The sequence below is a fragment of the Brevibacillus porteri genome (assembly GCF_003013475.1).
Lineage (GTDB): Bacteria > Bacillota > Bacilli > Brevibacillales > Brevibacillaceae > Brevibacillus > Brevibacillus porteri.
In genome coordinates, this window is record NZ_PXZO01000027.1 from 105,382 (window position 1) to 129,525 (window position 24,144).

19 protein-coding genes and 2 riboswitches are annotated in these 24,144 nt (G+C 50.1%); of the genes, 5 read left to right on the forward strand and 14 right to left on the reverse strand.

The genetic code is table 11. The features are described from left to right. Window positions 1–9 precede the first annotated feature (9 nt). From kdpC to kdpB (C7R92_RS15640), 6 genes are all read right to left on the reverse strand, one after another. A complete protein-coding gene (gene kdpC / locus C7R92_RS15610; RefSeq protein ID WP_106834889.1) occupies window positions 10–573 on the reverse strand; it encodes a potassium-transporting ATPase subunit KdpC in 564 nt (187 codons plus the stop codon). 36 nt (window positions 574–609) lie between these two features. Then, window positions 610–2,649, reverse strand: coding sequence for a potassium-transporting ATPase subunit KdpB (kdpB, locus tag C7R92_RS15615; protein ID WP_106834890.1), 2,040 nt, complete (start codon window positions 2,647–2,649; stop codon window positions 610–612). 210 nt (window positions 2,650–2,859) lie between these two features. Beyond that, a complete protein-coding gene (gene kdpA / locus C7R92_RS15625; protein WP_106834891.1) occupies window positions 2,860–4,533 on the reverse strand; it encodes a potassium-transporting ATPase subunit KdpA in 1,674 nt (557 codons plus the stop codon). Between the two features lie 694 nt (window positions 4,534–5,227). After that, window positions 5,228–5,374: riboswitch (cyclic di-AMP (ydaO/yuaA leader) on the reverse strand. A gap of 162 nt (window positions 5,375–5,536) precedes the next feature. Next, window positions 5,537–7,474, reverse strand: coding sequence for a putative bifunctional diguanylate cyclase/phosphodiesterase (locus tag C7R92_RS15630; RefSeq protein WP_158265757.1), 1,938 nt, complete (start codon window positions 7,472–7,474; stop codon window positions 5,537–5,539). Window positions 7,475–7,483: 9 nt separating this feature from the next. Beyond that, window positions 7,484–8,809 (reverse strand): methyl-accepting chemotaxis protein, encoded by a 1,326-nt coding sequence (locus tag C7R92_RS15635; protein WP_158265758.1) that lies wholly within the window; start codon window positions 8,807–8,809, stop codon window positions 7,484–7,486. Window positions 8,810–8,846: 37 nt separating this feature from the next. Beyond that, on the reverse strand, window positions 8,847–10,847 hold the full coding sequence (gene kdpB / locus C7R92_RS15640) for a potassium-transporting ATPase subunit KdpB (protein ID WP_069851937.1): 2,001 nt from the start codon (window positions 10,845–10,847) through the stop codon (window positions 8,847–8,849). 167 nt (window positions 10,848–11,014) lie between these two features. Between kdpB (C7R92_RS15640) and C7R92_RS15645 the strand changes: the two genes are divergently transcribed. Continuing rightward, window positions 11,015–11,383, forward strand: coding sequence for a Na-translocating system protein MpsC family protein (locus C7R92_RS15645; RefSeq protein WP_106834894.1), 369 nt, complete (start codon window positions 11,015–11,017; stop codon window positions 11,381–11,383). Between the two features lie 56 nt (window positions 11,384–11,439). Here C7R92_RS15645 and C7R92_RS15650 read toward each other — a convergent pair whose 3' ends face one another. From C7R92_RS15650 to C7R92_RS15695, 8 genes are all read right to left on the reverse strand, one after another. Further along, window positions 11,440–11,850: a hypothetical protein gene (locus tag C7R92_RS15650; protein WP_069851935.1), complete on the reverse strand. Its 411-nt coding sequence runs from the start codon at window positions 11,848–11,850 to the stop codon at window positions 11,440–11,442. A gap of 17 nt (window positions 11,851–11,867) precedes the next feature. After that, complete coding sequence (locus tag C7R92_RS15655) at window positions 11,868–12,803, reverse strand: glycine betaine ABC transporter substrate-binding protein (RefSeq protein WP_106834895.1); 936 nt, start codon at window positions 12,801–12,803, stop codon at window positions 11,868–11,870. Beyond that, window positions 12,800–13,639, reverse strand: coding sequence for an ABC transporter permease (locus tag C7R92_RS15660; RefSeq protein WP_069851933.1), 840 nt, complete (start codon window positions 13,637–13,639; stop codon window positions 12,800–12,802). Before C7R92_RS15660 ends, C7R92_RS15655 begins: the two co-directional genes overlap by 4 nt. Further along, window positions 13,623–14,849 (reverse strand): quaternary amine ABC transporter ATP-binding protein, encoded by a 1,227-nt coding sequence (locus tag C7R92_RS15665; RefSeq protein ID WP_106834896.1) that lies wholly within the window; start codon window positions 14,847–14,849, stop codon window positions 13,623–13,625. Before C7R92_RS15665 ends, C7R92_RS15660 begins: the two co-directional genes overlap by 17 nt. A gap of 394 nt (window positions 14,850–15,243) precedes the next feature. Further along, window positions 15,244–15,390, reverse strand: a riboswitch (cyclic di-AMP (ydaO/yuaA leader). Between the two features lie 756 nt (window positions 15,391–16,146). Continuing rightward, window positions 16,147–16,347: a cation transporter gene (locus C7R92_RS15680; protein ID WP_017247169.1), complete on the reverse strand. Its 201-nt coding sequence runs from the start codon at window positions 16,345–16,347 to the stop codon at window positions 16,147–16,149. Window positions 16,348–16,412: 65 nt separating this feature from the next. Beyond that, a complete protein-coding gene (locus C7R92_RS15685) occupies window positions 16,413–18,833 on the reverse strand; it encodes a heavy metal translocating P-type ATPase (protein WP_069851929.1) in 2,421 nt (806 codons plus the stop codon). Between the two features lie 498 nt (window positions 18,834–19,331). Then, entirely contained in the window at window positions 19,332–20,258 is a 927-nt protein-coding gene (locus C7R92_RS15690) for a pseudouridine-5'-phosphate glycosidase (protein WP_017247167.1), read from the reverse strand. A 3-nt stretch (window positions 20,259–20,261) separates the two neighbouring features. After that, a complete protein-coding gene (locus tag C7R92_RS15695; RefSeq protein ID WP_106834898.1) occupies window positions 20,262–21,362 on the reverse strand; it encodes a carbohydrate kinase in 1,101 nt (366 codons plus the stop codon). Window positions 21,363–21,549: 187 nt separating this feature from the next. On the opposite strand from C7R92_RS15695, the gene C7R92_RS15700 reads away from it, so the two are divergent. From C7R92_RS15700 to C7R92_RS15715, 4 genes are all read left to right on the forward strand, one after another. Continuing rightward, a complete protein-coding gene (locus C7R92_RS15700) occupies window positions 21,550–21,996 on the forward strand; it encodes a MarR family winged helix-turn-helix transcriptional regulator (RefSeq protein WP_106834899.1) in 447 nt (148 codons plus the stop codon). A 135-nt stretch (window positions 21,997–22,131) separates the two neighbouring features. Next, window positions 22,132–22,758, forward strand: a complete 627-nt coding sequence (locus tag C7R92_RS15705; protein ID WP_017247164.1) for an FMN-dependent NADH-azoreductase — start codon at window positions 22,132–22,134, stop codon at window positions 22,756–22,758. A 75-nt stretch (window positions 22,759–22,833) separates the two neighbouring features. Further along, window positions 22,834–23,220: a DoxX family protein gene (locus C7R92_RS15710; RefSeq protein WP_069851923.1), complete on the forward strand. Its 387-nt coding sequence runs from the start codon at window positions 22,834–22,836 to the stop codon at window positions 23,218–23,220. Window positions 23,221–23,274: 54 nt separating this feature from the next. Next, on the forward strand, window positions 23,275–24,048 hold the full coding sequence (locus C7R92_RS15715) for a pirin family protein (RefSeq protein ID WP_106834900.1): 774 nt from the start codon (window positions 23,275–23,277) through the stop codon (window positions 24,046–24,048). Window positions 24,049–24,144: the final 96 nt, after the last annotated feature.

Here is a 24,144-nt window from a genome sequence, read left to right on the forward strand (position 1 = left end):
CTTCTATCTTTACTTCTTCAATTCGTCCAAGGCCAAATTTAGCTTCACCACATTGACACGCGGCTCCCCAAAAACACCCAAGCTTCTTCCGTCTGTATTGGCTTCAATCAGTGCCTGTAGTTGTACCGGTTCGAGATTGCGCGCCTTGGCTACACGCGCTACTTGTATCTGGGCAGCTTTTGGCGAGATATGCGGGTCCAAACCGGAAGCGGAATTGGTCAACAAATCAGCCGGGATGTCTTCCTGCTTCACGCCAGGATTCGCTGCTAGAAATGCGGCGATATCCTTTTGCGTACGTTCGATCAGGGCTGGGTTGGATGGTGCGTAGTTGTTCGAGCCAGAGCCTGACGCATTGTTATCAATAGAAGAAATGCGTCCCCAGAAGTACTTCGGATCGGTGAAGGTTTGCCCAATCAGCTCGGAGCCGACCACCTTGCCGCTCGCATCGGTGATGAGACTACCACTTGCTTGCGCAGGCATGATAACCTGTGCAACCCCTGTCATCGCCAGCGGGTAGGCAATGCCGCAAATCAGCAGCAAAACGAGGCTGAGACGCAAATTTTTCAATATCATATCGGTTCACCTGAGCTTTCTTTTTTTCAATATGAGTTACACCAGATTCAATCCGACCAAAATCAAGTCAATCAGCTTGATGCCCACGAACGGAACGAGAATTCCTCCCAAGCCATAGATTACCAGGTTGCGGCTAAGCAACTTTGTCGCGCTCATTGGCGTGTATTTCACGCCTTTCATCGCCAGCGGAATCAGGATCGGGATGATGATCGCATTGAAGATCAACGCGGACAGAATCGCACTTTGCGGTGTTGCCAGACCCATGATGTTGAGCGCACTCATTTGTGGGATCGCCAGCATGAACATCGCAGGAATGATCGCGAAGTATTTCGCTACGTCATTGGCGATACTGAACGTCGTCAATGCACCGCGTGTCATCAAAAGCTGCTTGCCAATCGCCACAACCTCGATGATCTTAGTCGGGTCCGAATCCAGATCGACCATGTTCGCTGCTTCCTTCGCCGCTACCGTACCCGTGTTCATCGCCAAACCGACATCGGCTTGTGCGAGAGCTGGCGCGTCATTCGTACCGTCACCTGTCATGGCGACCAGTTTGCCTGCCGCTTGTTCTTTGCGGATCAGTGCAATCTTATCTTCCGGCTTGGCTTCCGCTACGAAATCGTCCACACCTGCTTCGCGGGCAATCGTCGCTGCTGTCAGCGGGTTATCTCCCGTGCACATCACTGTGCGGATACCCATGCGGCGCAGCTCTTCAAAACGTTCGCGCATGCCCGGCTTCACAGTATCTTTCAAATAGATCAAACCGAGGATCGTATTTCCTTCTGCTACAGCCAACGGTGTGCCGCCCGCCGTTGCAATCCGGTTTGCTTTTTCATCCAAGTCAGCAGGGATGTTGCCTCCTTGCTCTACCACGTATTTTTTGATGGCGTCGACGGCCCCTTTGCGGATGAGGACGCCGCTTGCCAGATTCGTCCCGCTCATTCTTGTTTCCGCGCGGAACTCCACGCCTTCGGAACCAGGCAATTTCAGTTCAGCAGATGCCAGACCTTGTTTTTTCGCCAGCTCTACAACAGAGCGTCCTTCCGGTGTTTCGTCATGGACCGAGCTCTGTGCAGCTACTCGGTTCAATTCCATGCTTTTGCTGTTGCCTACGGTGACAAACTCGGCAGCCATCCGGTTACCATGCGTGATCGTTCCCGTTTTATCCAAGATAATGGTGTTGATGTCACCGGATGCCTCTACGGCTTTACCAGACATGGCGATGACGTTAAACTGTGTGACCCGGTCCATACCCGCAATCCCAATCGCTGACAAGAGTCCGCCAATCGTGGTCGGAATCAAGCAAACGAGCAAAGCAATCAGTGTCGCAACTGGAATGGCTGCATTCACATAGTTCGCAATAGGTTGCAAGGTCGTGCAGACGATCAGGAAAATCAACGTCAAGCTGACCAACAGCGTATTCAACGCGATTTCATTCGGGGTCTTCTGTCTCTTCGCGCCCTCTACCAACGAAATCATGCGATCCAAAAACGATTCGCCTGGATCCGTCGTCACGCGGACGCGGATGCGGTCACTGACGACACGTGTGCCTCCCGTGACGGAGCTAAAATCGCCACCTGCTTCTTTAATGACCGGAGCAGATTCACCCGTAATCGCTGATTCGTCCACAGAGGCGACACCCTCGACGATTTCCCCGTCGGATGGAATCAGCTCGCCTGCTTCCACTATGACCAGATCGCCTTTTCGCAGTTCTGTGGAACTGACGACTTGAATGCGACCATCTTTCCCCACTTTTTTTGCTTGCGTGTCCTGCTTCGTTTTTTTCAAGCTCTCTGCCTGTGCTTTGCCACGACCTTCTGCCAAGGCTTCTGCGAAGTTGGCGAACAAAATCGTCACGAACAGGATAAAGCTGACAACGCCGTTGAAAAACGGGTCCGAAGCCCCCCCAAACAAATTGGGTGCAAACGTCAGGAGGAGCGTAATGAAGAATCCGATCTCTACCACGAACATAACAGGATTTTTCATCATCACACGCGGGTCCAGTTTTTTGAAAGACTCGACAAAGGCCCGCTGGTACAAATCTTTAGGAAGCGCAACCGTGCGCGTTCTACTCATGGAAAATTACTCCTTTGCCTCTAGTATGGATATTTGTTCAAAAAGTCGGCTTTTCAGCACCGAGAAAGTGGCGAGAACCTGAAGAAGGAGGAGCGGAGTGTAGGGGACCTACATGAGCACCGGACTTCGAAGGTGAACGCTACTTTCGATGCCGAATTTGCTTTCACGATTACATCGTGATCGAAAGTCGACTTTTTGAACTTCCTCTAATTAACGGATCGTGAGCCACTCAGCGATTGGGCCAAGAGCAAGCACAGGCAGGAATGTCAGTGCGCCTACGATTACCACAGTCGCAATCAAAATCACCGTGAATACACTATTGTCTGTGCGCAGTGTACCCATCGTTTCTGGTACCGGCGTTTTTGCGAGCAAGGAGCCTGCTACCGCCAGCATCGTAATGATCGAAACATATCGACCGAACAGCATGACAAGTCCCGTAGAAATGTTCCAGAAAGGTGTGTTGTCGCCCAATCCTTCAAAACCGGAACCGTTGTTGGCTGCTGAAGAAGTGTATTCGTACAGCACTTGTGAAATGCCGTGGAAGCCTGGGTTCGACACTGCGGATGAACCCATTTCTGTCGCCAATGCAATAGCGGTTGGCGCCAAAATGATCAGGGGATGAACGAGAATCGCGATGGCGATCAGCTTCATCTCTTTTCCTTCGATCTTGCGGCCGAGGAATTCAGGCGTACGCCCTACCATCAAGCCCGCCAAGAATACAGCCAAAATCGCATACATCAAAATGTTAATCGTTCCGACGCCATCTCCGCCGAATACGCAGTTGAGCATCATTTCACCGAGCGGAACCAAACCGCCAAGTGGCGTCAATGTATCGTGCATGTTGTTCACGGTTCCTGTCGTTGCCGCTGTTGTCACGGCAGTGAACAAGGCGCTTTGTGCGATACCAAAACGGACTTCTTTTCCTTCCATGCTGCCCATTACTTGTGACAGGCCAGCCCGTTCCAGCGCCGGGTTACCGTTTACTTCATTGGCATACGCCGTGACCAGGAACGCCAGGAACATCGCGAACATCGCTCCAAAAATAACCCAGCCTTGCTTGCGGCTCTTCGCCATGAAGCCGAATGCGAATGGCAGTGCCGCCGGGATCAAAAACATCGACAAAATTTCGATCACGTTTGTTAGCGGTGTCGGGTTTTCAAATGGATGCGAGGAGTTTACCCCGAAGAATCCGCCTCCGTTTGTGCCCAAATGCTTGATCGATACGAGTGAAGCGACCGGGCCGCGAGCGATTTGTTGCTCCGTTCCGCTAATAGTTGTCGCTGTTGCCGTCGGCTCCATTGTCTGCGGCACGCCTTGGGTCACCAAGAGCAATGTCACGACAATCGCCAGCGGAATCAACACACGTGTATGAGCACGTACTAGGTCTACGTAGTAGTTACCGATGCTGCGCTGCCCTGTCAGCCCGCGCATGAAGGCCATCACGACCGCGATCCCTGTCGCTGGCGTTGTAAACATCAGGTAAATAATGACCAGCATTTGCGACAGATACGACAATCCGCTCTCCCCGCTGTAATGCTGAAGATTCGTATTCGTCAAAAAGCTGACAGCCGTGTTAAAGGAAAGCAACGGCTCCATCGCCGCAATTCCACTTGGGTTTCCCGGCAGCATCCCTTGCAAACGAAGCAAGAGATACGCAATAGCTACCATCGAAATGTTGCTGACCAGAACAGCCATTGCGTACTGCTTCCAGGTCATATCTGCTACGCGAATGCCAGACAGCTTGTATATCGCTTTTTCCACCCCGCCAAAAACACGGTCCAATCGGGTCGTCTCCAGCGAAAAGGAGCGTGCCAAATATTTTCCCATCGGTATGGCGAGCACGAAAAGCACCACCAAAACCAACGCTATTTGTAAAAAGTCCACGACAGTTCCTCCTACTCCCTCTAAAAAATGGTTCCAAATAAACGAATGATTCTAACCCCTAGTATTTTTCCGGGTAAATCAATGCGTGGCACAGGTACATCGAAAGCCCTCCCACAATCAGCAGCAACCAGATCATTTCTCTTTCCCTCCCTGTTCTCTTACCACGGCGTCACAAAACTTGATGAGTGCAAAAAATACACCGAATGAAAGCGCCAAGAGCAGTATGGAAACCACGTCCATGCAATGTCCCTCCTTTTTTCTGGTACTGACTATCCCGTAAAGTCTGGCCGACTCGTCTCTCTCGCTTCCCCCTGTACAGGCTTCCTTTTTTGAAAAAACCTGCCATTTGGGAAAAAAATAGACCAATGCTTACGATTTCCCCGAAAGACCGCCGCATCTGACCGAACGGAAGATGAACAGACGAACGAAGTCGCCCGCATCCCGCGGCAAATAAAACGATCCTTTGTATCGGAGAAAAAGTACTCATTGGTCTACCTAACGCCCAGCCGACTTGAAGTTGCCTTCTTTGCGTTTTGTCTCCCGTTTCCTTTTTCCGAAAACAGCTATTTACTTGTGAGTAAAACGGTCATTGGCCGTTTTTGAGCAAAACGAAAAGACCTGCATTACGTTTCGAGTCAACCCTTGTCGTCCCTCAATGGATAACAAAAAGGCCTCCTCAAACAGGCGGTCTTTAGACCTCCCTCGCTTTAGCCGACGAAGTTAGCTGACGGGTAGGATGGCGAAAGAGTTTCTCATCCCTCCCACGATTCATGCGTGGGATTAACCCCTACTGATTGGGTCCTCCGTTCCCGAGTGCCTCGGGATTTGGCCATATTTGCAATTGTTGGTTACGAGTCTCATTATACGTCCGGCATAATCGGATGTTAATGTCCTATTTCAGTCTTTTTCACACGATTTTTGCGTTCTTTATCCGTGTAAGCGATTTAAACCTATCAGGCCTCATCCGATCATGATATTTCATCGTTTCTCTCCTTTTTTCATATTATTTTCCCCATACTGCGTGAGCAGTCGTGCCTGATTGTTGCATCCATTCTTCCAATTGCTCTGCAGGTAATGGCTTACTACAGTAGTAGCCCTGCATTTCATCACACTGCTGCTCACGCAAAAAGGCCAGCTGAACTTCGTTTTCCACCCCCTCCGCCAGTACGTTCATTTGCAAGCTGTGCGCCATGGCAATGATCGACTTGGCGATGACGGCATCTTCGTTTTCTGTAATATCATTTACAAACGACCGATCGATCTTTAAGCGGTTAATGGGAAAATCACGCAAGTAGCTTAGCGAGGAGTAGCCTGTCCCAAAATCGTCGATGGACAGCCATATCCCCAGATTTTTCAGCTCATGCAGGATTCCGATGAACCGCGTGGCGTTTTGCATGACGGCACTTTCTGTAATCTCTAGCTCCAGAAATTGCGGTTGCATCTGCGTTTCTTGGAGCACCTGTTTGATCATGCCAACCAAATTCTCCTGCTGAAATTGGCGGGCTGATAAATTCACCGCTATGCGCAGGGAAGGATAGCCTGCTTCTGCCCATGCTTTGTTTTGCTGACAAGCCGTTCGAAGCACCCATTCCCCAATGGGCACAATCAAGCCAGTCTCTTCCGCCAAGGGGATAAATTCGGCTGGCGAGACCATTCCCCATTCAGGATGCCGCCACCTGAGCAGAGCCTCCACCCCGACCACCTGATTTGTTTTGCAATCGAGCTGCGGCTGATAATGCAGGCAAAACTCATTGCGCTCCAACGCCTTGCGCAGCTCCTGCTCGACTGCCAGCCGTTCCGCCGCATGAAGGCTCATCGTAGACGAATACAGGTTGTACCGATTCCTGCCCTTTTCTTTGGCACTGTACATGGCGGCATCTGCATGCTTCATGAGGGTTTGCGTATCCTCTCCATCTCTCGGGAAAATACTGATCCCGATACTTGTCGTGACAATGCATTCCCGATCCTCCACCTGAAGCGGCGATTGCAAGGACGCAATGATCCGATCCGCCAACGCAATCACCTCTGTCTCGTCAGAAATCGCAGGGAAGATCATCGTAAACTCATCTCCACCCATGCGAGCCAATATGCCTGCCGTGCCGACATTTTCCTTTAATCGATGAGAGAGCGACTGGAGCAAGCAGTCCCCGAAATAATGCCCCAAGGAGTCGTTGATGTATTTAAAACGATCCAAATCAAAAAACAGGATTGCCATCATCTGTCCTTGCTGCTTCGCCTGGGATAGCGCAATCGTCAGCTCCGCCTCGAAAAGTCGACGGTTCGGGAGATCAGTCAGCGCATCGTGGTACGCCATGTGATTGATTGTCTGCTCTGCCTGCCTGCGATCCGTCACGTCGCGGATAATCCCGCGCAGCCCGGTGACACCACCCGATTTTTCGCTAATTTTCACAATGGAGCCCTCCACTAAGCGCCTCTGACCGTCACGCTGGACAAACGCCCAGTCAATTTGCTGGACAGGCGTCCCGGTATGCGACACCCACCGAAACGCGTGCTTTAGCTTCAAAGCATCTTGCTTGCCCACATACTCCTGATAGCTTGCTCCCAGCAACTCATGCGCAGGTGCTCCAAGTATTTCAGAGAGTGCAGGATTCACAGCGAGAAACCGACCTCGCTCGTCCAATTCGTAATAACCGTCTTTGATGCTCTCCAATATCGAGTGAATCTTCCTTTCCTCGTTCTCCCAATACGTTTGTTCCAGCTGATGCGTATCACAGGCGTACCTCAGAGCCATGCGATAGCAGATAGCCGTGATAATCAAGATAGGCACTAACCCAGCCAGCCATACACCTCCTCGCGTTTCCTCCGTCAAGAAGAGCAGCAGCAAGACGATGACAAGCATGAGCGCGGCAACCGCAGCAGCCAGTTTTAACGCCGTTTGTTTTTGCCTCTCGATCCGTTGCTGCTCTAGCCATAGTCCCATACCCATCACCTATGTCTTGAATCTACGAATCAAACTTTTTTGCTGGTGTGCCAGCTTGCTGAGTGAATCAAGGCACTCACGAAACGCCTCCACCGCACTGTTTTGCTGACAGGCAGCTTGTGCCACTTGATCAGCCCGTTCAGACGCCGCCTTCGCGATATGTACCAGCTGACCCATTTGGGCTGTCACTGTCACCGTTTTACCCGAGGTATGATCCAGACCTGTCGCGACTTGGTTAATGTGCATGGATACTTGCTGGACCGCCAGACTAATTTTTGCAAAAGCATCTCCTGCTTCCTTTACGACTGTCACGCCAGAAGCGACCTCTGTATTTCCCTCTTCGATGGACCCTACTGCCCGGGCAACATCCTGTCGCATCTGTTCGAGCATGTCGGCAATCTGCTCCGCCGCTTGCCTGGATTGATCTGCGAGCTTTCTCACCTCACCGGCTACGACGGCGAAGCCTTTGCCTGACGCTCCCGCTCGTGCCGCTTCAATCGCAGCATTGATCGCCAAAAGATTCGTCTGATTCGCCATCGCCTTAATGATAGCCACACACGCTTCAATCTCCCTTGATCGCGTGCCCAGCTGCGTCACGGCTTTCTCTGTCGTAGTAAAAGCAGCCGCAATGTCTGCCATCTGCTGCACGGTTTTCGCGATGACTTCCGTTCCTGTATCGGCCGCCGCAGAGGCACTTTTGGCTGATCCGAAGACATGCTGCGCGTACTCCTCCATTTGTTTCACAGCTTCTTCTACGCGTTCCATCGAATCGACGGTTTGATCGGAGCCTTTCATTTGCTCCCCAGCTCCATCCACCAGCTCTTGCATCGCTGCGACAACCGATCGGCTGTTTTCCGTTGCTTGCAAGGCATTCGTCGCCAGCTCCTCAGAAGCATTCGCGACATGATCCGCTCCCGTACTGATTTGCCCGATCAAATTGCGTAAATTCCTCGCCATCTGGTTAATCGCTTGCGCTACCTGCCCCACCTCATCCTGCGTGGCGATCTGAATCTCTGCTCCTGTCAAATCTCCTGCTGCCATTGTTTCTGTCGCATGGGCAATGACACGAATGGATCGGCTAATTTTTCCAGAGATGATCCAGCCCAATCCGATGATCAAAACAAACATCCCAACACTCGTCACATAAATGTAGGAAAGCTCCTCAAGCACACTCTTTTCTACTTGCCTGATTGCTTCTTCTCCAAGTCCCAAACTGGCATCATAGCGCGTATTGATTTCAACCAGCTTTGTGTAATAGAGCTGCCCCAGCACTCCGATTAGCAGGGCCGTAGCGACAAAGCCGCACATGATTTTGGAACGCAACGATACGTTCACGTGAGTACACCTCCGTATGTCATTCATAGCTGTTTGGTTACCAGAACAGTTGCAGTCCCATATCAATCAGCTTGATTCCGATGAACGGAAAAATGATTCCTCCTACGCCGTAAATCAACAAGTTCCGGACGAGAAGCTGGTTCGCATTCATGGGCACATAGCGCACTCCCCGCAATGCCAGCGGGATTAAGAGTGGGATAATAATCGCATTGAATAAAAGTGCGGATAGAACAGCACTGGACGGAGACTGCAGGTTCATGATGTTCAAAAGCTGCATCTCGGGCACTTGCTCGACCAGCATCGCAGGGATGATCGCAAAATACTTGGAAAAGTCGTTCGCGATACTAAAGGTCGTCAATGCGCCGCGGGTCATGAGAAGCTGCTTCCCGATGGAAATGACCTGCAAAATCTTCGTCGGGTCTGAATCGAGATCGACCATGTTGGCCGCTTCCTTCGCAGCCGTTGTCCCGCTGTTCATCGCGATGCCTACATCGGCTTGGGCCAGCGCTGGCGCATCATTCGTGCCATCTCCGGTCATCGCAACCATTTTCCCTTGTGCCTGCTCTTCCCGAACGATTCTGATTTTGTCCTCGGGCTTGCTCTCGGCAATAAAGTCGTCGACCCCAGCTTCTTTGGCGATGGTGGCCGCTGTCAGTGGATTGTCGCCTGTGCACATGACGGTCCTAATGCCCATTTTCCGCAATTCTTCAAAACGCTCGCGAATCCCGGGCTTCACCGTATCCTTCAAGTAAATCAGGCCAAGGACCTGACTGTCCTTGCATACAGCGAGCGGAGTACCACCTTGCAGCGAGATTCGCGCGCTTTTTTCTTCAAGATCTGGTGGCACCATGCCCCCCCGCTCCCTGACATAGGCACTAATGGCGCTAACTGCTCCTTTTCGATAGTGGACGCCTTTGTAATTCAAACCGCTCATGCGCTCCTCGGCAGTAAACGGGATAATCTCTCCTTCGTACGCTTTGACGTCGCAGACAACCTGATTTGCTTGGGCGAGCATCATGACGGAGCTTCCCTCTGGCGTATCATCGAACAGCGAAGTGAGCACAGCGACTTCCATCAGCTCCCTCTGGTCGACTCCCGCTACAGGAACGAATTCTGCCGCCAGTCGGTTACCATACGTGATCGTGCCTGTCTTGTCCAAAATGATCGTGTTGACATCACCTGCCGCTTCTACTGCCTTACCCGACATCGCGATGACACCAAAGCGGGTGACACGATCCATCCCCGCAATGCCAATGGCCGATAACAAACCGCCAATCGTAGTCGGAATGAGACAAACGAGCAAAACGACCAAGACGGAGATATCCAGCTCGATACCCACATACGAAGCAATCGGAACCAGCGTGACGACGACAATCAAAAAAATAAGCGTAAAGACGATAAGAACTGTATTCAAGGCAATTTCATTCGGTGCTTTTTGACGCTTGGCCCCTTCAATGAGCATAATCATCCGATCCAAAAAAGAGTCCCCGGGGTTCGTCGTAATTTTCACGATAATAGAGTCACTAATGACACGTGTCCCACCCGTTACAGACGTCTGGTCGCTGCCCGCCCTTTTGATGACCGGAGCCGACTCGCCCGTGATCGCAGATTCATCAATGGAGGCCAAGCCATCGATAATGTCACCATCTCCTGGGATGATATCTCCTGTTTCGACCAAGACGTGATCACCTTTACGCAGTTCGCCAGATGAAATCACCTGCACACTGCCATCGGCTTTGAGTCGCTTGGCCTCCGTATCCCGCTTGGCTCGCCGCAATGTATCTGCTTGTGCTTTCCCGCGTCCTTCCGCCAATGCTTCAGCGAAATTCGCGAACAACACCGTGAATAATAAAACGGAAAAAACGACTGTATTCCACCCTACCTGATCCTCCGTACCAAAATACTTCGGAAACAACAGCATCAGCAAAATCAGAACCGTCCCGAGCTCTACGACAAACAGCACGGGATTCGATTTCATGACCAACGGGTTCAGCTTGCGAAAACTATCAAGTAGAGCCTTTCCTATCAATTGTTTCATAGCTCCTCCACATGCAATAACGCATAGATCAAATAGAGAAAAATACCAACAGCAAAAATGGAGACGATCACCATCGGAATGTTTCCCCCCTCTTTTTTCGTAGGTTGACAGCCCCAAGACGGCTGAGTAATATTAGGCACAATGATAAATTATGGGAGGTATGGCGTTTGGCCATCTCTAACAAGAAAAAGCTGGAAGCCGAAATCAGCGAAGCATTCATAAAATTTCAGCGTGAACTAATTGGACGAGGTCCACAGGAAGCGAAGACCTACATCGTCGGTGATATGGTCATCGTCAGATTTAAAGGTGTTCTCACCGTCGAAGAAAAGCATCTGTCCAGTCACGATAAAGGTCGCCGCATCGTCAAAGAAATGCGCGAGGTTCTCCGTGAGATGTACAGCGAAGAATCGGAAGAAATCGTAGAAAAGCTGACAAGCTGCAAGGTACTATCCAGCCATAGTGATATCAGCACGAAAATGGGTGAACGGATTGAGGTTTATGTATTGGACAAGGACCTCGAAAAAATATTAGGCTAATTTTACAAAGCGCGGCTCCGCCTTCATTTGCAGGCGGAGCCTTTTCTATTCCTCTCTTACCCACTCATCTGTTCGGCCAACCAGCCATAGCCTTTATACCCGGGCTGGCTCACAATGACGTGATTCGCCCCGAGCGCCTTGTATAACATCGCGTTCCGATGTTCCTGCGTCATCACAAAAATCCGGCAGGTACCAAGCTGCTTGAACAGTGTAATGAAGTCGCGTCCCTCCGCCCACTCATCGGGAAAGATGTAGACGGAATGGTAGAGCAGCAAGGATTCCTGATCGCGGTAGCACTCGTCAAATGAGATGGGCAAAAAACGCTGAATCGTCTTGTCGCAAGGCCCTGCTGTCAATGAAAAGGCACCGGGATTCCTTCCCCAAAAAGCAGGCAAACTGTCACAGCATAGTGTCTGGACAAAAGAAGTGAAAGCTTCCCCCTTGCCCATTACGAGATAATGCTTCATAGCAGCGCCCCCCTTCCTTATTGGAGATCCTCAATGGACGAGATGTTCATGTACGAAGGAACCACGAGTCCGATTTTGGTTCCGTCGAGATTCGGACCCAAATCCTCGATTTGCCCACCAAACTTTTTCAAATAGCTCGTATCTGTAGACGGCAGCCAAGCCGCAACCATCCCATCTACATCCCCAATGGCCACTCCTGCCCACATCGGTCCAGTCTGCACCTGACTCAATTCGACTTCATACCCCAGCTTCTGCTCCAGCACATGCTCTACAACGTGCGAGCTGGCAATCTCGGAATCCCATGCTACATAAGCGAGAGTCAGCTTCTCTTTTTGGACAGGCTGTATGCCCTCCACCCATTTCGCTACTTTGACTTCGTTGTTTTTTACCCATTCCGCAGCGGCCACTTCCGGATCTTTTCCGTCAATCATTTGGACCATGACTGACTCCATATCGGCTGGCTCCCACCAGAACTTATCCAGAAATTGATAGGCAGCAGGCTGATCCTCTTTCAGCCCTTTGCGCACGATGGTATGGATTTGTTCCGCTCCGCCAAAGCCGTTCTTCGGGTCCTCCAAATATTTCAAATCCATCTTTTTAAACATCCAATGCGGCGTCCAGCCCGTAATGATAATCGGTTCCTTCGCTTCGTACGCCTTGATCAAAGCTGCTGTCATCGCTGCATCGGAGCCTTCAACAAGCTGCCATTTATCCAAGCCATACAGGTTCATGACTTCCTCTGTCTTCACCATCGAGCCTGCTCCTGCGTCGATTCCGATGATTTTGTAGTCGAGCTTTTCTCCTAGCGCGTTGTCCGACGTCTCAGAAGGAATAGGACCGACTACCGTTGCTGTCGGTATTTGTGTGCTTGTGTTTTGACTGGAGCAGCCTGCGAGCCAAGCTGTCGCTCCCATCATCACTGCCAGTAAAGCTGGAACCGCTTTGTTCATCATATGTTTCTCTCCTTTTTTCCTGCATGTTGAGTAAGCCGATCCAAGACGATAGCGATGATCACGATGGATAGCCCCGCCTCGAATCCTCTTCCTATATCCACTTGCGATACGGCGCGATATACGTCTGCACCCAAGCCTTTTGCCCCGATCATAGCCGCTATGACCACCATCGACAGGGCGAGCATGATGCACTGATTGACTCCCGCCAAGATCGTCGATTTCGCATACGGCAGTTGCACTTTCACGAGCTTTTGCCACCCAGTTGCGCCAAAGGCATCCGCTGCTTCCTCCATTTCCGCTGGCACCTGACGTATGCCTAAGTTCGTGAGACGCACAATTGGCGGCAAAGCAAAAATAACGGAGGCAATGACTCCCGGCACCTCACCCAAGCCAAAGAAAAAGATCGCGGGAATCAAGTAAACGAACGCTGGCATCGTCTGCATCAAATCCAGTATTGGCGTGACCAGATTGCGAAACGTATCGTATCTCGCGCAAAGAATGCCCACCGGAATCCCGATGGCGATCGAAATCATGGTGGCAGTGAGGACGAGTCCCAATGTCTCCATCGTTTCATCCCAGTACCCCAGGTTGTGAATGAGAGAAAGTCCGACAACCGTAAAGACCATTGACGCTCTCCCTGCAAAAACCCACGCAGCGGCCCCCAGCAGCAAGATGAGAATCAGCGAAGGTATCTCCGCCAAAACCGTGGAACAGTAAGTCACCATCGTAGAAATGACGATAGACACTGGATCAAACAATACCCCTTTGTACTGGCCCAGCACCTCCACGAACCCTTCCATCCATTCGCCAATCGGCAGCTTAGGCACGACGTCCATCACTCATCACCTCTGCTCTCTGGTGTTCTTGGACATTGACTTTGCCTACCAGCCCGCCTAGCACCGCTCCTTTTACGATGACACCCAACAAACGCTGCTGCTCGCCCACTACCGCAATCGGGACGTGCAGGTCTGCCATCATTGGGAACAAACTGTGCAGACGTGCGTCAGGTGAAACAGTAGGGAGGTCGGTTTTCATAATCGTCTCCAGTGAATCCCCCGTACCGATCGCGAGTGATACGTCATACGCCGTAATCAAGCCGAGCAGTGTGCGCTTTTTGTCCACGACGTACAAGCTGGACACGCCGTTATCCATCATGAGTTGCAGCGCCACTCGAGCCCCTTTGTCAGGCGTGATTGCTTCTGCCCGTTTCATCACATTTTCAGCAACGAGCACTCTGGACAGGTCGGCATCCTCGACGAACTTCCGCACGAATTCATCCGCTGGGTCTGCCATGATTTCTTCCGGGCGGCCGATCTGAATGATCTGTCCGTCTTTCATAAAGGCAATCCGATCACCCAGCCTCAACGCCTCGTGCAAGTCATGTGTAATGAACAGGATCGTCTTTTTCATCGTCATCTGAAGCTCCAGTAGCTCATCCTGCATGTCTTTTCGAATGAGCGGGTCCAGTGCACTGAACGCTTCGTCCATCAAGAGAATATCTGGATTATTAGCCAACGCCCGCGCCAATCCGACTCGCTGGCGCATCCCTCCGCTCAATTGATCCGGGTACGCATTTTCCCACTCGGTTAACCCAACGAGCGCAAGCGCTTCCCGTGCTTTTTCTTGCCGGAGCCCTGGTGGTACTTGTTGAATCTCCAAACCGAACTCGACGTTTTCTCGTACCGTCCGCTGCGGAAACAGGGCGAAGTTTTGGAAAACCATCCCGAGCTTCTTCCTCCTCACCTCGCGCAAAGCCGATGCCTTCATGTCCACGATCTCTTCTCCATCGATCTCGATGCTTCCACTCGTTGGATCAATCAGTCGATTACACAGTCGGATTAAGGTTGATTTGCCGCTGCCGGACAGGCCCATGATCACGAAGATTTCACCTTCCTCGACTTCAAAGCTGACCTGATTCACCCCGATAGACTGGCCCGTTTGCTTGTAAATTTGTTCTTTCGTACGTCCTTCTGCCAGTAGCTTCAAGGCCAGCTCGGGCTGCTTGCCGAACACTTTTGTCAGTTGATAGACCTTCATTTTGGGCATGGTATCCCTCATCCTTCGTTTTTTCGTAAATGCAAAAAGCCTGCGAAGTTTCCACACTCCAGCAAAACCAAGCATGCACGCTTGATTTTTACTCGTGTTGAAAATCCGCAGGCTTACGTAATACCTGGCATCCCTTTTCAGGACTCCCTGTACTCTGTCTTCCTGATTTCGATTGTCAGCGGTTTATGTCGTACCGACTGCCTCCCAGCGATCCACACGTTTTTCGATAACGTCTGTATGGCGTAAGCTGCTCATCGGTATATCCATAAAAAATAGGCCGATCCATCCTTTTTCTCCAGAACAAAGGTCCCAAAGAAAAAGCCTGCATCGGCCTATCACACGCCCGCAAGGAATCCCCTTGTTGCGTATTATATGCCTAGACTTTATCCATCCATGACCTTCCCTGCTTTGGCCGACGAGGTTAGCTGACGGGTAGGATGGCAGAGAAGACTTTTCCTCATCCCTCCTGATCACTCAGGATTAACCCCAAAAGATTGGTTCCCCCGCTTCCGAAAATCTCGGAACTAGGCCGTATGTGTTGTTTCTTGATTAAGCTTGATTGTGATTTGATTATACGCTCGCTTCCAGTTATTGTGAACGTTCGTTTAGCACGGTTTTAACCGGACTTTGTCTTTCTTTATGAATCGGATTGGATTAGCTCTCGGTTACTCATTCGATTAAAGGAATCGTGCGTTATTCTCTCTCGCATGTGGGGTGGGGAGGAAACAGGAGAAAACGCTCAGCTTCTTGGAACACCTGCGAGGGAGCATGGGTGCCCGGCTCCGTGAAAAAAAGCGAAACCGCGTCCAAAGTAGTCCATTCAAGATGTGTCTCAGAGGTGGACGCTAAAGGCAGTTTCTCTTTTTTTTACTGCGCCTCGGTAGGTGTGTCCAAAGATCTTGGCTTATTTCTCCTGTTTCCTCTACAAGCTGTTGGGATTCTACATGCATTTAATGAAGCACCCCCTTGAATGCTGCTTTCAAGATGTAAACAATAGTCGCTTGGGAAGAAGAACATTTCCAGTCCTAGCGCCTCTGGAGCCCAACTCAGCGTAGAAATGAATGGCGGGGGTTGTCAGCTTCAACCTCTGCGAATACATCTTCGAAACTCTACTTTTGAAGCGCTCCCGACATTCATTTCGCAGCGGACAGTCTAACCCCTTGCGGGGCGTAGGCCGAAGCGTAGACTGGAAATGGGCTTCTTCCCCTCCCCTACAGCTACTCCAAGCAAAACAGCCAAAAAGCTCCCGCCTCATGGAATCAGGCAGGAGCTTTTTTCGATAGTAATAGCACGATGCTTAAACGACGTCGTAGCCTTGGTCTTCGATTGCTTCTTTTACTGCTTCGAGTGTCAATGTGCTCTCATTGTAGGAAACATCAACCTTTTTATCAGCCAAGTGCACTTTGCCTTCTGCACCCAGTTCTTTCAATGTATTCTCGATGCGCGCTACGCATTTGTTGCAAGACATACCTTCTACGTTCAATGTGATATTTGTCATGATCAAATCTCTCCTTACATTTTATGTTGTATAGGTAAGGCGGACAAAGCCGCTTGTTACTGTTGTTACAGCTTCACTCGTTGCAGTCTCAGTGCGTTGAGTACAACGGATACGGAGCTGAAGGCCATTGCAGCACCGGCAAGCCATGGAGCGAGGAAGCCAATTGCGGCAATCGGGATGCCCAAGGTGTTGTAGGCCAGTGCCCAGAACAGGTTTTGCTTGATGTTGCGGATGGTGAGTTTGCTCATCTCGATGGCGTCTGCGACACTGGTCAGTTCGCCGCGCATCAAGGTAATATCGGCTGCTTCCATAGCCACATCTGTACCTGTACCGATTGCCATACCGACGTCAGCGGTAGCGAGTGCAGGAGCATCGTTGATACCATCGCCGACCATCGCAACTTTTTTGCCTTGTTCTTGCAGTTTTTTCACTTCTGCGGCCTTGCCTTCAGGCAGGACTTCTGCGATGACGTGATCGATTCCTGCTTCACGGGCAATGGCCTCAGCAGTTTGACGGTTGTCACCGGTCATCATGATCACAGTCAATCCCATTGCTTTCATGCGTTGAACAGCTTCCTTGGAGGTCGGTTTGATCGTATCCGCTACGGCAATCAAGCCAGCGAGCTTGCCTTCGACGACTGCGAGCATCGCCGTTTTACCGGAGCGCTCCAGTGCCAGCATGGTATCAGACACTGCTTGATACGAAATTTGATGTTTTTCCAGCAAGCGGCGGGTACCGACGAGTACTTCTTTGCCAGCGACGGTTGCCTGGATACCGAAACCAGGAATGGCTTCAAAAGAATCTGTATTCGTCAAGGTGATTCCTTTATCTGCAATTCCGCGAACGATGGCTTGAGCCAATGGGTGCTCGGAATTTTTCTCAGCGGCGCCGACCAAAGAGAGTAGCTCTTGTTCTTCGATATCAATGGCAATGACGTCTGTCAGTTCTGGCTCGCCTTTGGTTACAGTCCCTGTTTTATCGAGGACGATCGTATCCAGGTGGTGAGCAGTCTCCAGATGCTCCCCGCCTTTGAACAAGATGCCCAACTCAGCTGCGCGTCCAGAGCCCGCCATGATCGAGGTCGGTGTTGCCAGACCGAGGGCGCACGGGCATGCGATTACGAGTACAGCAATTGCTTTCTCCAAAGCCTCACCGAAGTTGCCAGGTATAACGAAGAAGTACCAGATCAAGAAGGTAAGAATGGCAATCCCTACGACGATTGGGACAAAAATCCCCGAGATGCTGTCAGCTACGCGCTGAATCGGTGCTTTAGTTCCTTGTGCTTCTTCCACTACTTTAATGATTTGCGCCAGAGCCGTTTCTTTTCCGACTTTGGTTGCCTGGACCTTCAAAAAGCCGTTTTTGTTCAAGGTGGCGCCGATGACGGTATCGCCTGCGGCTTTATCCACCGGAATACTTTCGCCAGTCAGCATGGACTCATCCACTGCGGACTGTCCTTCCATGACGATGCCATCGACAGGTACTTTGTCGCCCGGCTTCACGTGAACAACGTCGCCCAGTCTCACTTCTTCTACAGGAATGGTCATTTCGACGCCATCCCGTACGACTATTGCTGTTTTTGCTTGCAAGCCCATCAGCTTGCGGATCGCTTCCGAAGAGCGTCCCTTTGCTTTCATCTCAAACAATTTACCCAAGACGATCAACGTGATCAGTACCGCACTCGTCTCAAAGTACAGCTCCAGCATATGGCCGCCATGAGCACCGATGGAGTTGATCGCGACCCATAAACTGTAGAAATAAGCAGCTGAGGTACCGAGAGCAACCAGCACATCCATGTTAGCACTCTTGTTGCGAAGGGCTTTGAAAGCTCCCACGTAAAACTGTGCTCCGATGATGAATTGTACAGGTGTTGCCAATGCGAGCTGTACCCACGGATTCATCAAGATTTCAGGCAGCCAGATAAACGAGGTGAAGGAAAAGTGGCTCACCATCGACCAGAGCAGCGGGAGCGACAGAATCGCGGAAATCCAGAACTTGCGGGTCTGCCGTTTGATTTCTTCCTGGCGACGATCTACTTTTTCTTCTTCTTTTCCTTCTTCCTTGCGAGTCGCCTGATACCCTAGCTTTTCTACCTTTTGAATAATGTCCGTCACACTTACCTGTGATGAATCGTACTCGACAGTGGCTGTTTCCATCGCCAGGTTCACGTTAGCCTTCAGAACCCCAGCTGTTTTGTTCAAACCTTTTTCGATCCGTGTGGAGCAAGCCGCACATGTCATTCCCGAGATGTTTAGCTCCACCTTGTCAGTGACGACACCATAGCCGAGCGATTCAATTTTGGAGCGGATGTCGTCGATGTTCGTTTTCGATGGATCGAACACGACTGTGGATTTTTCCAAGGCCAGATTGACGTTGGCAGTCTCCACTCCCTCCATTTTTCCCAGGCCCTTTTCGATGCGCAGTGCACAAGCTGCGCAAGTCATCCCTGAGATTGCGACTGTTGCCTCTGCTGTTTTGGCACTCATTTTAATCCCTCCAAATACCCTCGAGGGGTATATTTTATCGTATCGTTTCCCTTACGTTGTTTCCTGTTCACACCCTTACTATACAATACCCCCTCTGGGTATATCAAGCGCTTTTTTCAATTTTTTTCTAAATGGGCTTTATGTGCTGAAAACACAGGGAGAAATGATGGGTGGTCCACTATCCTTGGTGCCGGACGAAGCCCTGCCACATGTTTTCCAGTCGCCTTTTTCCTCACTTCGTTCGGGCGGTCTCCTTCCAAACATATGGCAGTACTTCTTAACAGCGAGGATTTTGGCCGCGCTTTTAAACCATAATGCGAGTTTGTTCGGAGGAGTTACAACCAAGATAATTTTTTGAATTTGAGGGAGTCTTCTAAGTAACCCTCTTGAGACAGCTTTCAAGATGTTAACAACAGCTTCTTCCCCCCACTACAGCCGCTAAAAAACAAAAAAAGCCCCCGGATTAACCGGGAGCAATTGTTCGATCTTCGCTCTCTCTTATTTACCTTGATTCGCTTCTTTCTGATAAGCTACCGCGATTTTCGCAGCTACTTCAGCATTGTGTTTCACCAGCGCGATGTTCGTTGCCAAGCTCTTGCCTTCTGTCAGCTTTTTCACTTTATCGAGCATGAATGGCGTTACCTGTTTACCCGCAATGTTGTTTTCTTTTGCTTCTGCGAGTGCTTTTTGGATCACTGCCTCGATTTCCTGGTGATTCAGTGCATCGGATTCTGGTACTGGGTTCGCGATAATCATACCGCCTTTGAGTCCCAGATCCCATTTAGTGTTCATCATTTTACCGACTTCTTCCGGTGTATCGATGCGCATGTCTACGCCAAATCCGCTTTCGCGAGCGAAGAAGGATGGGAATTCATCTGTGCGGTAGCCCACAACTGGTACACCTTGCGTTTCCAAATATTCGAGTGTGCGGCCGATATCGAGGATCGATTTCGCACCTGCGCATACTACAGCTACATCTGTTTGCGCCAACTCAGTCAGGTCAGCAGATACGTCCCAAGTGATTTCACCTTCACGGTGTACCCCGCCGATACCGCCAGTTGCAAACATGTGGATGCCAGCCATCTCAGCTGCGATCATGGTAGCGGCTACTGTAGTCGCACCGATTTTACCACTAGCCAAAATGTAAGCGAAGTCGCGACGGCTTACTTTTGCTACATTTTTGTTCGTCGCAAACTCTTCCAGCTCGCTGTCAGTCAAACCGATTTTGATTTTGCCGTCCATGATCCCGATCGTAGCTGGTACGGCACCGTTGTCGCGAATGATTTGCTCTACTTCTTTTGCCATTTCAATGTTTTGCGGATATGGCATACCGTGAGAAATAATCGTCGTCTCCAGCGCAACTACCGGTAGGTTGTTCTCCAGTGCGTGGCGTACTTCCTCAGTAAAGGTCAAATATTGTTTCATCTCTTATCGCTCCTTTTCGAATTGTTCTACGGCCAGTTCCAATTGTTCTGCTTTTAATAGAGGAGATACGGACTGCTCTGTTTGCAATGTCAGAGCGGATGCTGCCAATCCAAGGCGGCACGCTCTCTGGAAAGACTCTCCGTTTACAATGCCATACAAGAGTCCCGACGCGAACGCATCTCCCGCACCTGTTACATCTACCACTTCCGTTGGATATGGAGACATATGCTCCTCCAGGTCCTCGGATTGATAGTAAATTCCTTCTTCGCCCAAGGTCACGATGACGTGCTTGACGCCTCGTTCCCTGATCTTGCGGCAAGCCTCGGCGCATTCTTCGATCGTCGTGATCTTCATGCCAGCCATCAGCTCGGCTTCTTCGCGATTCGGCAAAATCGCTTCTACTCCGTCCAATTGCTGTGGGAGCTTCTTAGCTTTAATGGAAGAGACCGGGTCAACGAAGAGCAGGATGTTTTCCTCCCGGCAACGTTCGATGATGTAGGCCAAGCAGTCCGCCGGAATGTTTGTATCGATGAAAACCACATGGGCTGCTGCAATGTGCGACCATTTCTCCGCGAACATCTCTGGTGTAAGAGCATCGTAAATATCCATGTTCGCCAAGGAAACAACCATCTCGCCATCAATATCGAGAAGAGCGGTATACGTTCCTGTCCGCTGTGTAGGCAGTCTCCACACTTGGCTGATGTGTACCCCGTGCTTTTTCGTCTCCTGCAAGAGCCATTCGCCTTCCTTGTCCTCACCAATGCTGGTGATGAGTGACGTATTGCAGCCAAGACGACCGAGGTTCTCCGCGATATTCCGTGCCACCCCTCCACACGATTCCATAATCGTTACTGGATTGGATGACTGTAGACGCACCTGTTGCTTGCCGCGTGCTTTGCGGTCCAGGTTGGCCCCACCGATACAAGCAATCATTCCTTCATCACGAAGTACGTAAGCCCGTCCTTTGATTTCCCCGCGTTTGGTCAACTGTGCAATGTAGCCAGCTACCGCTGAACGTGAGATGCCAATCAGATCAGCCAGCTCCTGTTGCGTGATAAAAGGATTTTGCCGGATATGATGAAGGATCTGCATGTCTTTTTCCACGGTCATCCTCCTTTCTTCTGTTTCTCTTTCACAGCTTGTTTACAAACAAAAGTTTATCACGAAGACAACTGTTTGTACAGGCGTGTTTTTCATTTTATTTTTTATCTCAATTTGACAAATGTAAATACGAGAGGTAGGATTATCTTAAATTAAAGATATCGAAGTTTCGATGAATAGGAGGGTCCATATGTCTGACAAACCACTGCGAAATGATCCCCTCGATCTTTTTGTAGTTTTATCGAGGTCATACAACTGGGTTACCGCTCACTCCAATCGTCACATTCGCGAGCATGGACTTAATCCAACCGAATTCGGGGTTCTAGAGGTATTATTTCATAAAGGTCCTCAACCATTGCAGCAAATTGGCGAAAAAATATTAATCTCCAGCGGAAACATCACCTACGTTGTAGATAAGCTAGAAAAGAAACAACTGCTCATTCGCAAACCCTGTTCGGCAGACCGCCGCGTCATTTATGCGGAGCTCACGGAAAAAGGGCACCAATTTTTGGCCGAAATCTTCCCTCCTCATCAACTCGCCATTGAGAAAGCGATGGAAGGTCTCACACCAGAAGAACAGCGTCAAGCAATTGAACTGCTAAAAAAGTTGGGACGCACTGCTCAGGCTTCTTATTAGATGAGCAGTCCTCTCTCTCCACCACAATCGTTTTAAAAAAGTGTTGACAAAAGATCTTAAACGTAATAATCTTAAAATCAAGATTTACACATTAAAAGTTAGTGACTTACTAAACGGAAGGGGAATAAAATTTCCATGAGTAAAGTACTTTTTATTAAAGCAAACGATCGCCCAGTTGAGCAGGCTACAAGTGTAAAGTTGTACGAAGCTTTCACCAAAACATACAGAGAAACACATCCAAATGATGAAATCGCAGAATTGGATCTGTTCGCAGCTAACCTCCCTTACTATGGCAATGACTTGCTCACTGCTATGTGGAAAGCAGGAAACGGTATCGAACTGACTGCTGAAGAGCAAAAAGGTGCTGATCTGGTAAACAAATACCTGAACCAATTTGCTGATGCTGACAAAGTAGTAATCGCATTCCCTATGTGGAACTTCGCGGTTCCAGCAGTTCTGCACACGTATGTAGACTACCTCTCCCAAGCAGGCAAAACATTCAAATACACTGCTGAAGGTCCAGTTGGTCTGATGGGCGACAAAAAAGTAGCTCTGTTGAGCGCACGCGGTGGCGTTTATTCCGAAGGCCCTATGGCTGAAATCGAAATGGCTAACAAATACATGCGCACTGTTCTGGGCTTCTGGGGCATCAGCAATGTAACCGAAGTGATCGTAGAAGGTCACAACCAATTCCAAGACAAAGCAGCTGAGATCGTTGCAGCTGGTGTAGAAAAAGCAGCAAAACTGGCGGAATCCTTCTAAGGCCCGCCAGCCTTTTTGGACAAATATCTTAAACTAAAGATATACTAATTTAAAATAATTAAGGAGAGATGAAAAGTGTTGGATATTGGATTGTTATTGATTCGTTTGGTCATCGGTTTGACGTTTGCAGGTCATGGTGCGCAGAAGCTGTTTGGCTGGTTTGGCGGTTATGGTTTGAAAGGAACAGGCGGCTGGCTGGAGTCTATTGGAGTGAAACCTGGCGTAGCGATGGCCTTTGTCGCTGGATTTTCTGAACTCATTGGCGGTCTGATGTTTGCGGCAGGCGTAGGTATCTGGGCAAGTTCTATTTTGCTTGCTTTCACAATGCTGGTTGCCATTCTGAAGGTACACGGTCAAAATGGATATTGGGTCACACAAAACGGATTCGAATACAACCTGACGTTAATCGCAGTTGTTATTGGTGTGGCGTTGATCGGTCCAGGCGCATACGTTTTGTTTTAATGGTGACTCCTCACAACCCGTAAGCCAGCAATCGTACTAAGGGAGGAACATCAGATGGAAATCCGCGTCTACACACAGAACGAGCAAGCAAAAGGACATTTTGGCGACGGTGAAATCGTAGAAAATAAACCAATTGGCTTCCCTCATGAAGGCTCCGTTGTCAAACGGGTAGGACCACTTTTTTACTGGGCATGGGCAAAATCCCTGAAGACTTTTGAAATTCCGCTGCACCCTCACTCCGGCTTTGAAATTTTGTCGTATGTCCTCACAGGGACAGTCGGACATCGGGACACGCTCGGAAATCTTCAAGAGGTGTCGACAGGCGGCGCGCAGATCATGCAAACCGGTTCTGGCGCGTACCATGCAGAAGAGCTTGGCAAGGATACGGAAATGTTTCAAATCTGGTTTGAACCGCATCTCGCACAAACGACGAAGGAACCTCCGACTTACCATCAGTATGATCATGAGGAGTTTCCGTCTGAGGATGTTGATGGTGTGCAAGTGAAACACATCGTCGGATCGGCTGCGCCCATTCAGTTGGTCACCGATTCCTTGATGAGCGACATCACGATTCCCGCTGGAAAATCGTATGCAAAAGAACTCCCGGCTGGTTATGCTCACGCAGTCGTCATAGTGGAAGGGAACGGAAGCGTTGCAGAGAAAGCAACTGTCAGCGAGAACCACACCCCGGCAACCAAAGGTGACTTTGTTGTTCTCTCCTCCGAGGAAAGCAACACAGCCATCTACCAAGCATCAACGGATGCCCCGCTCCGCCTGGTGTTGATTCAAGTACCCACTGAGGTTGATTATCCACTTTATCGTAAATAATCTACTCTTCCAAACGCCCTTATTTTATCATCAAGCCCGACCGTCACATTTTTGTGACGGTCTTTTTCGTATAAACTCCGCCTCCTCATGGGACAT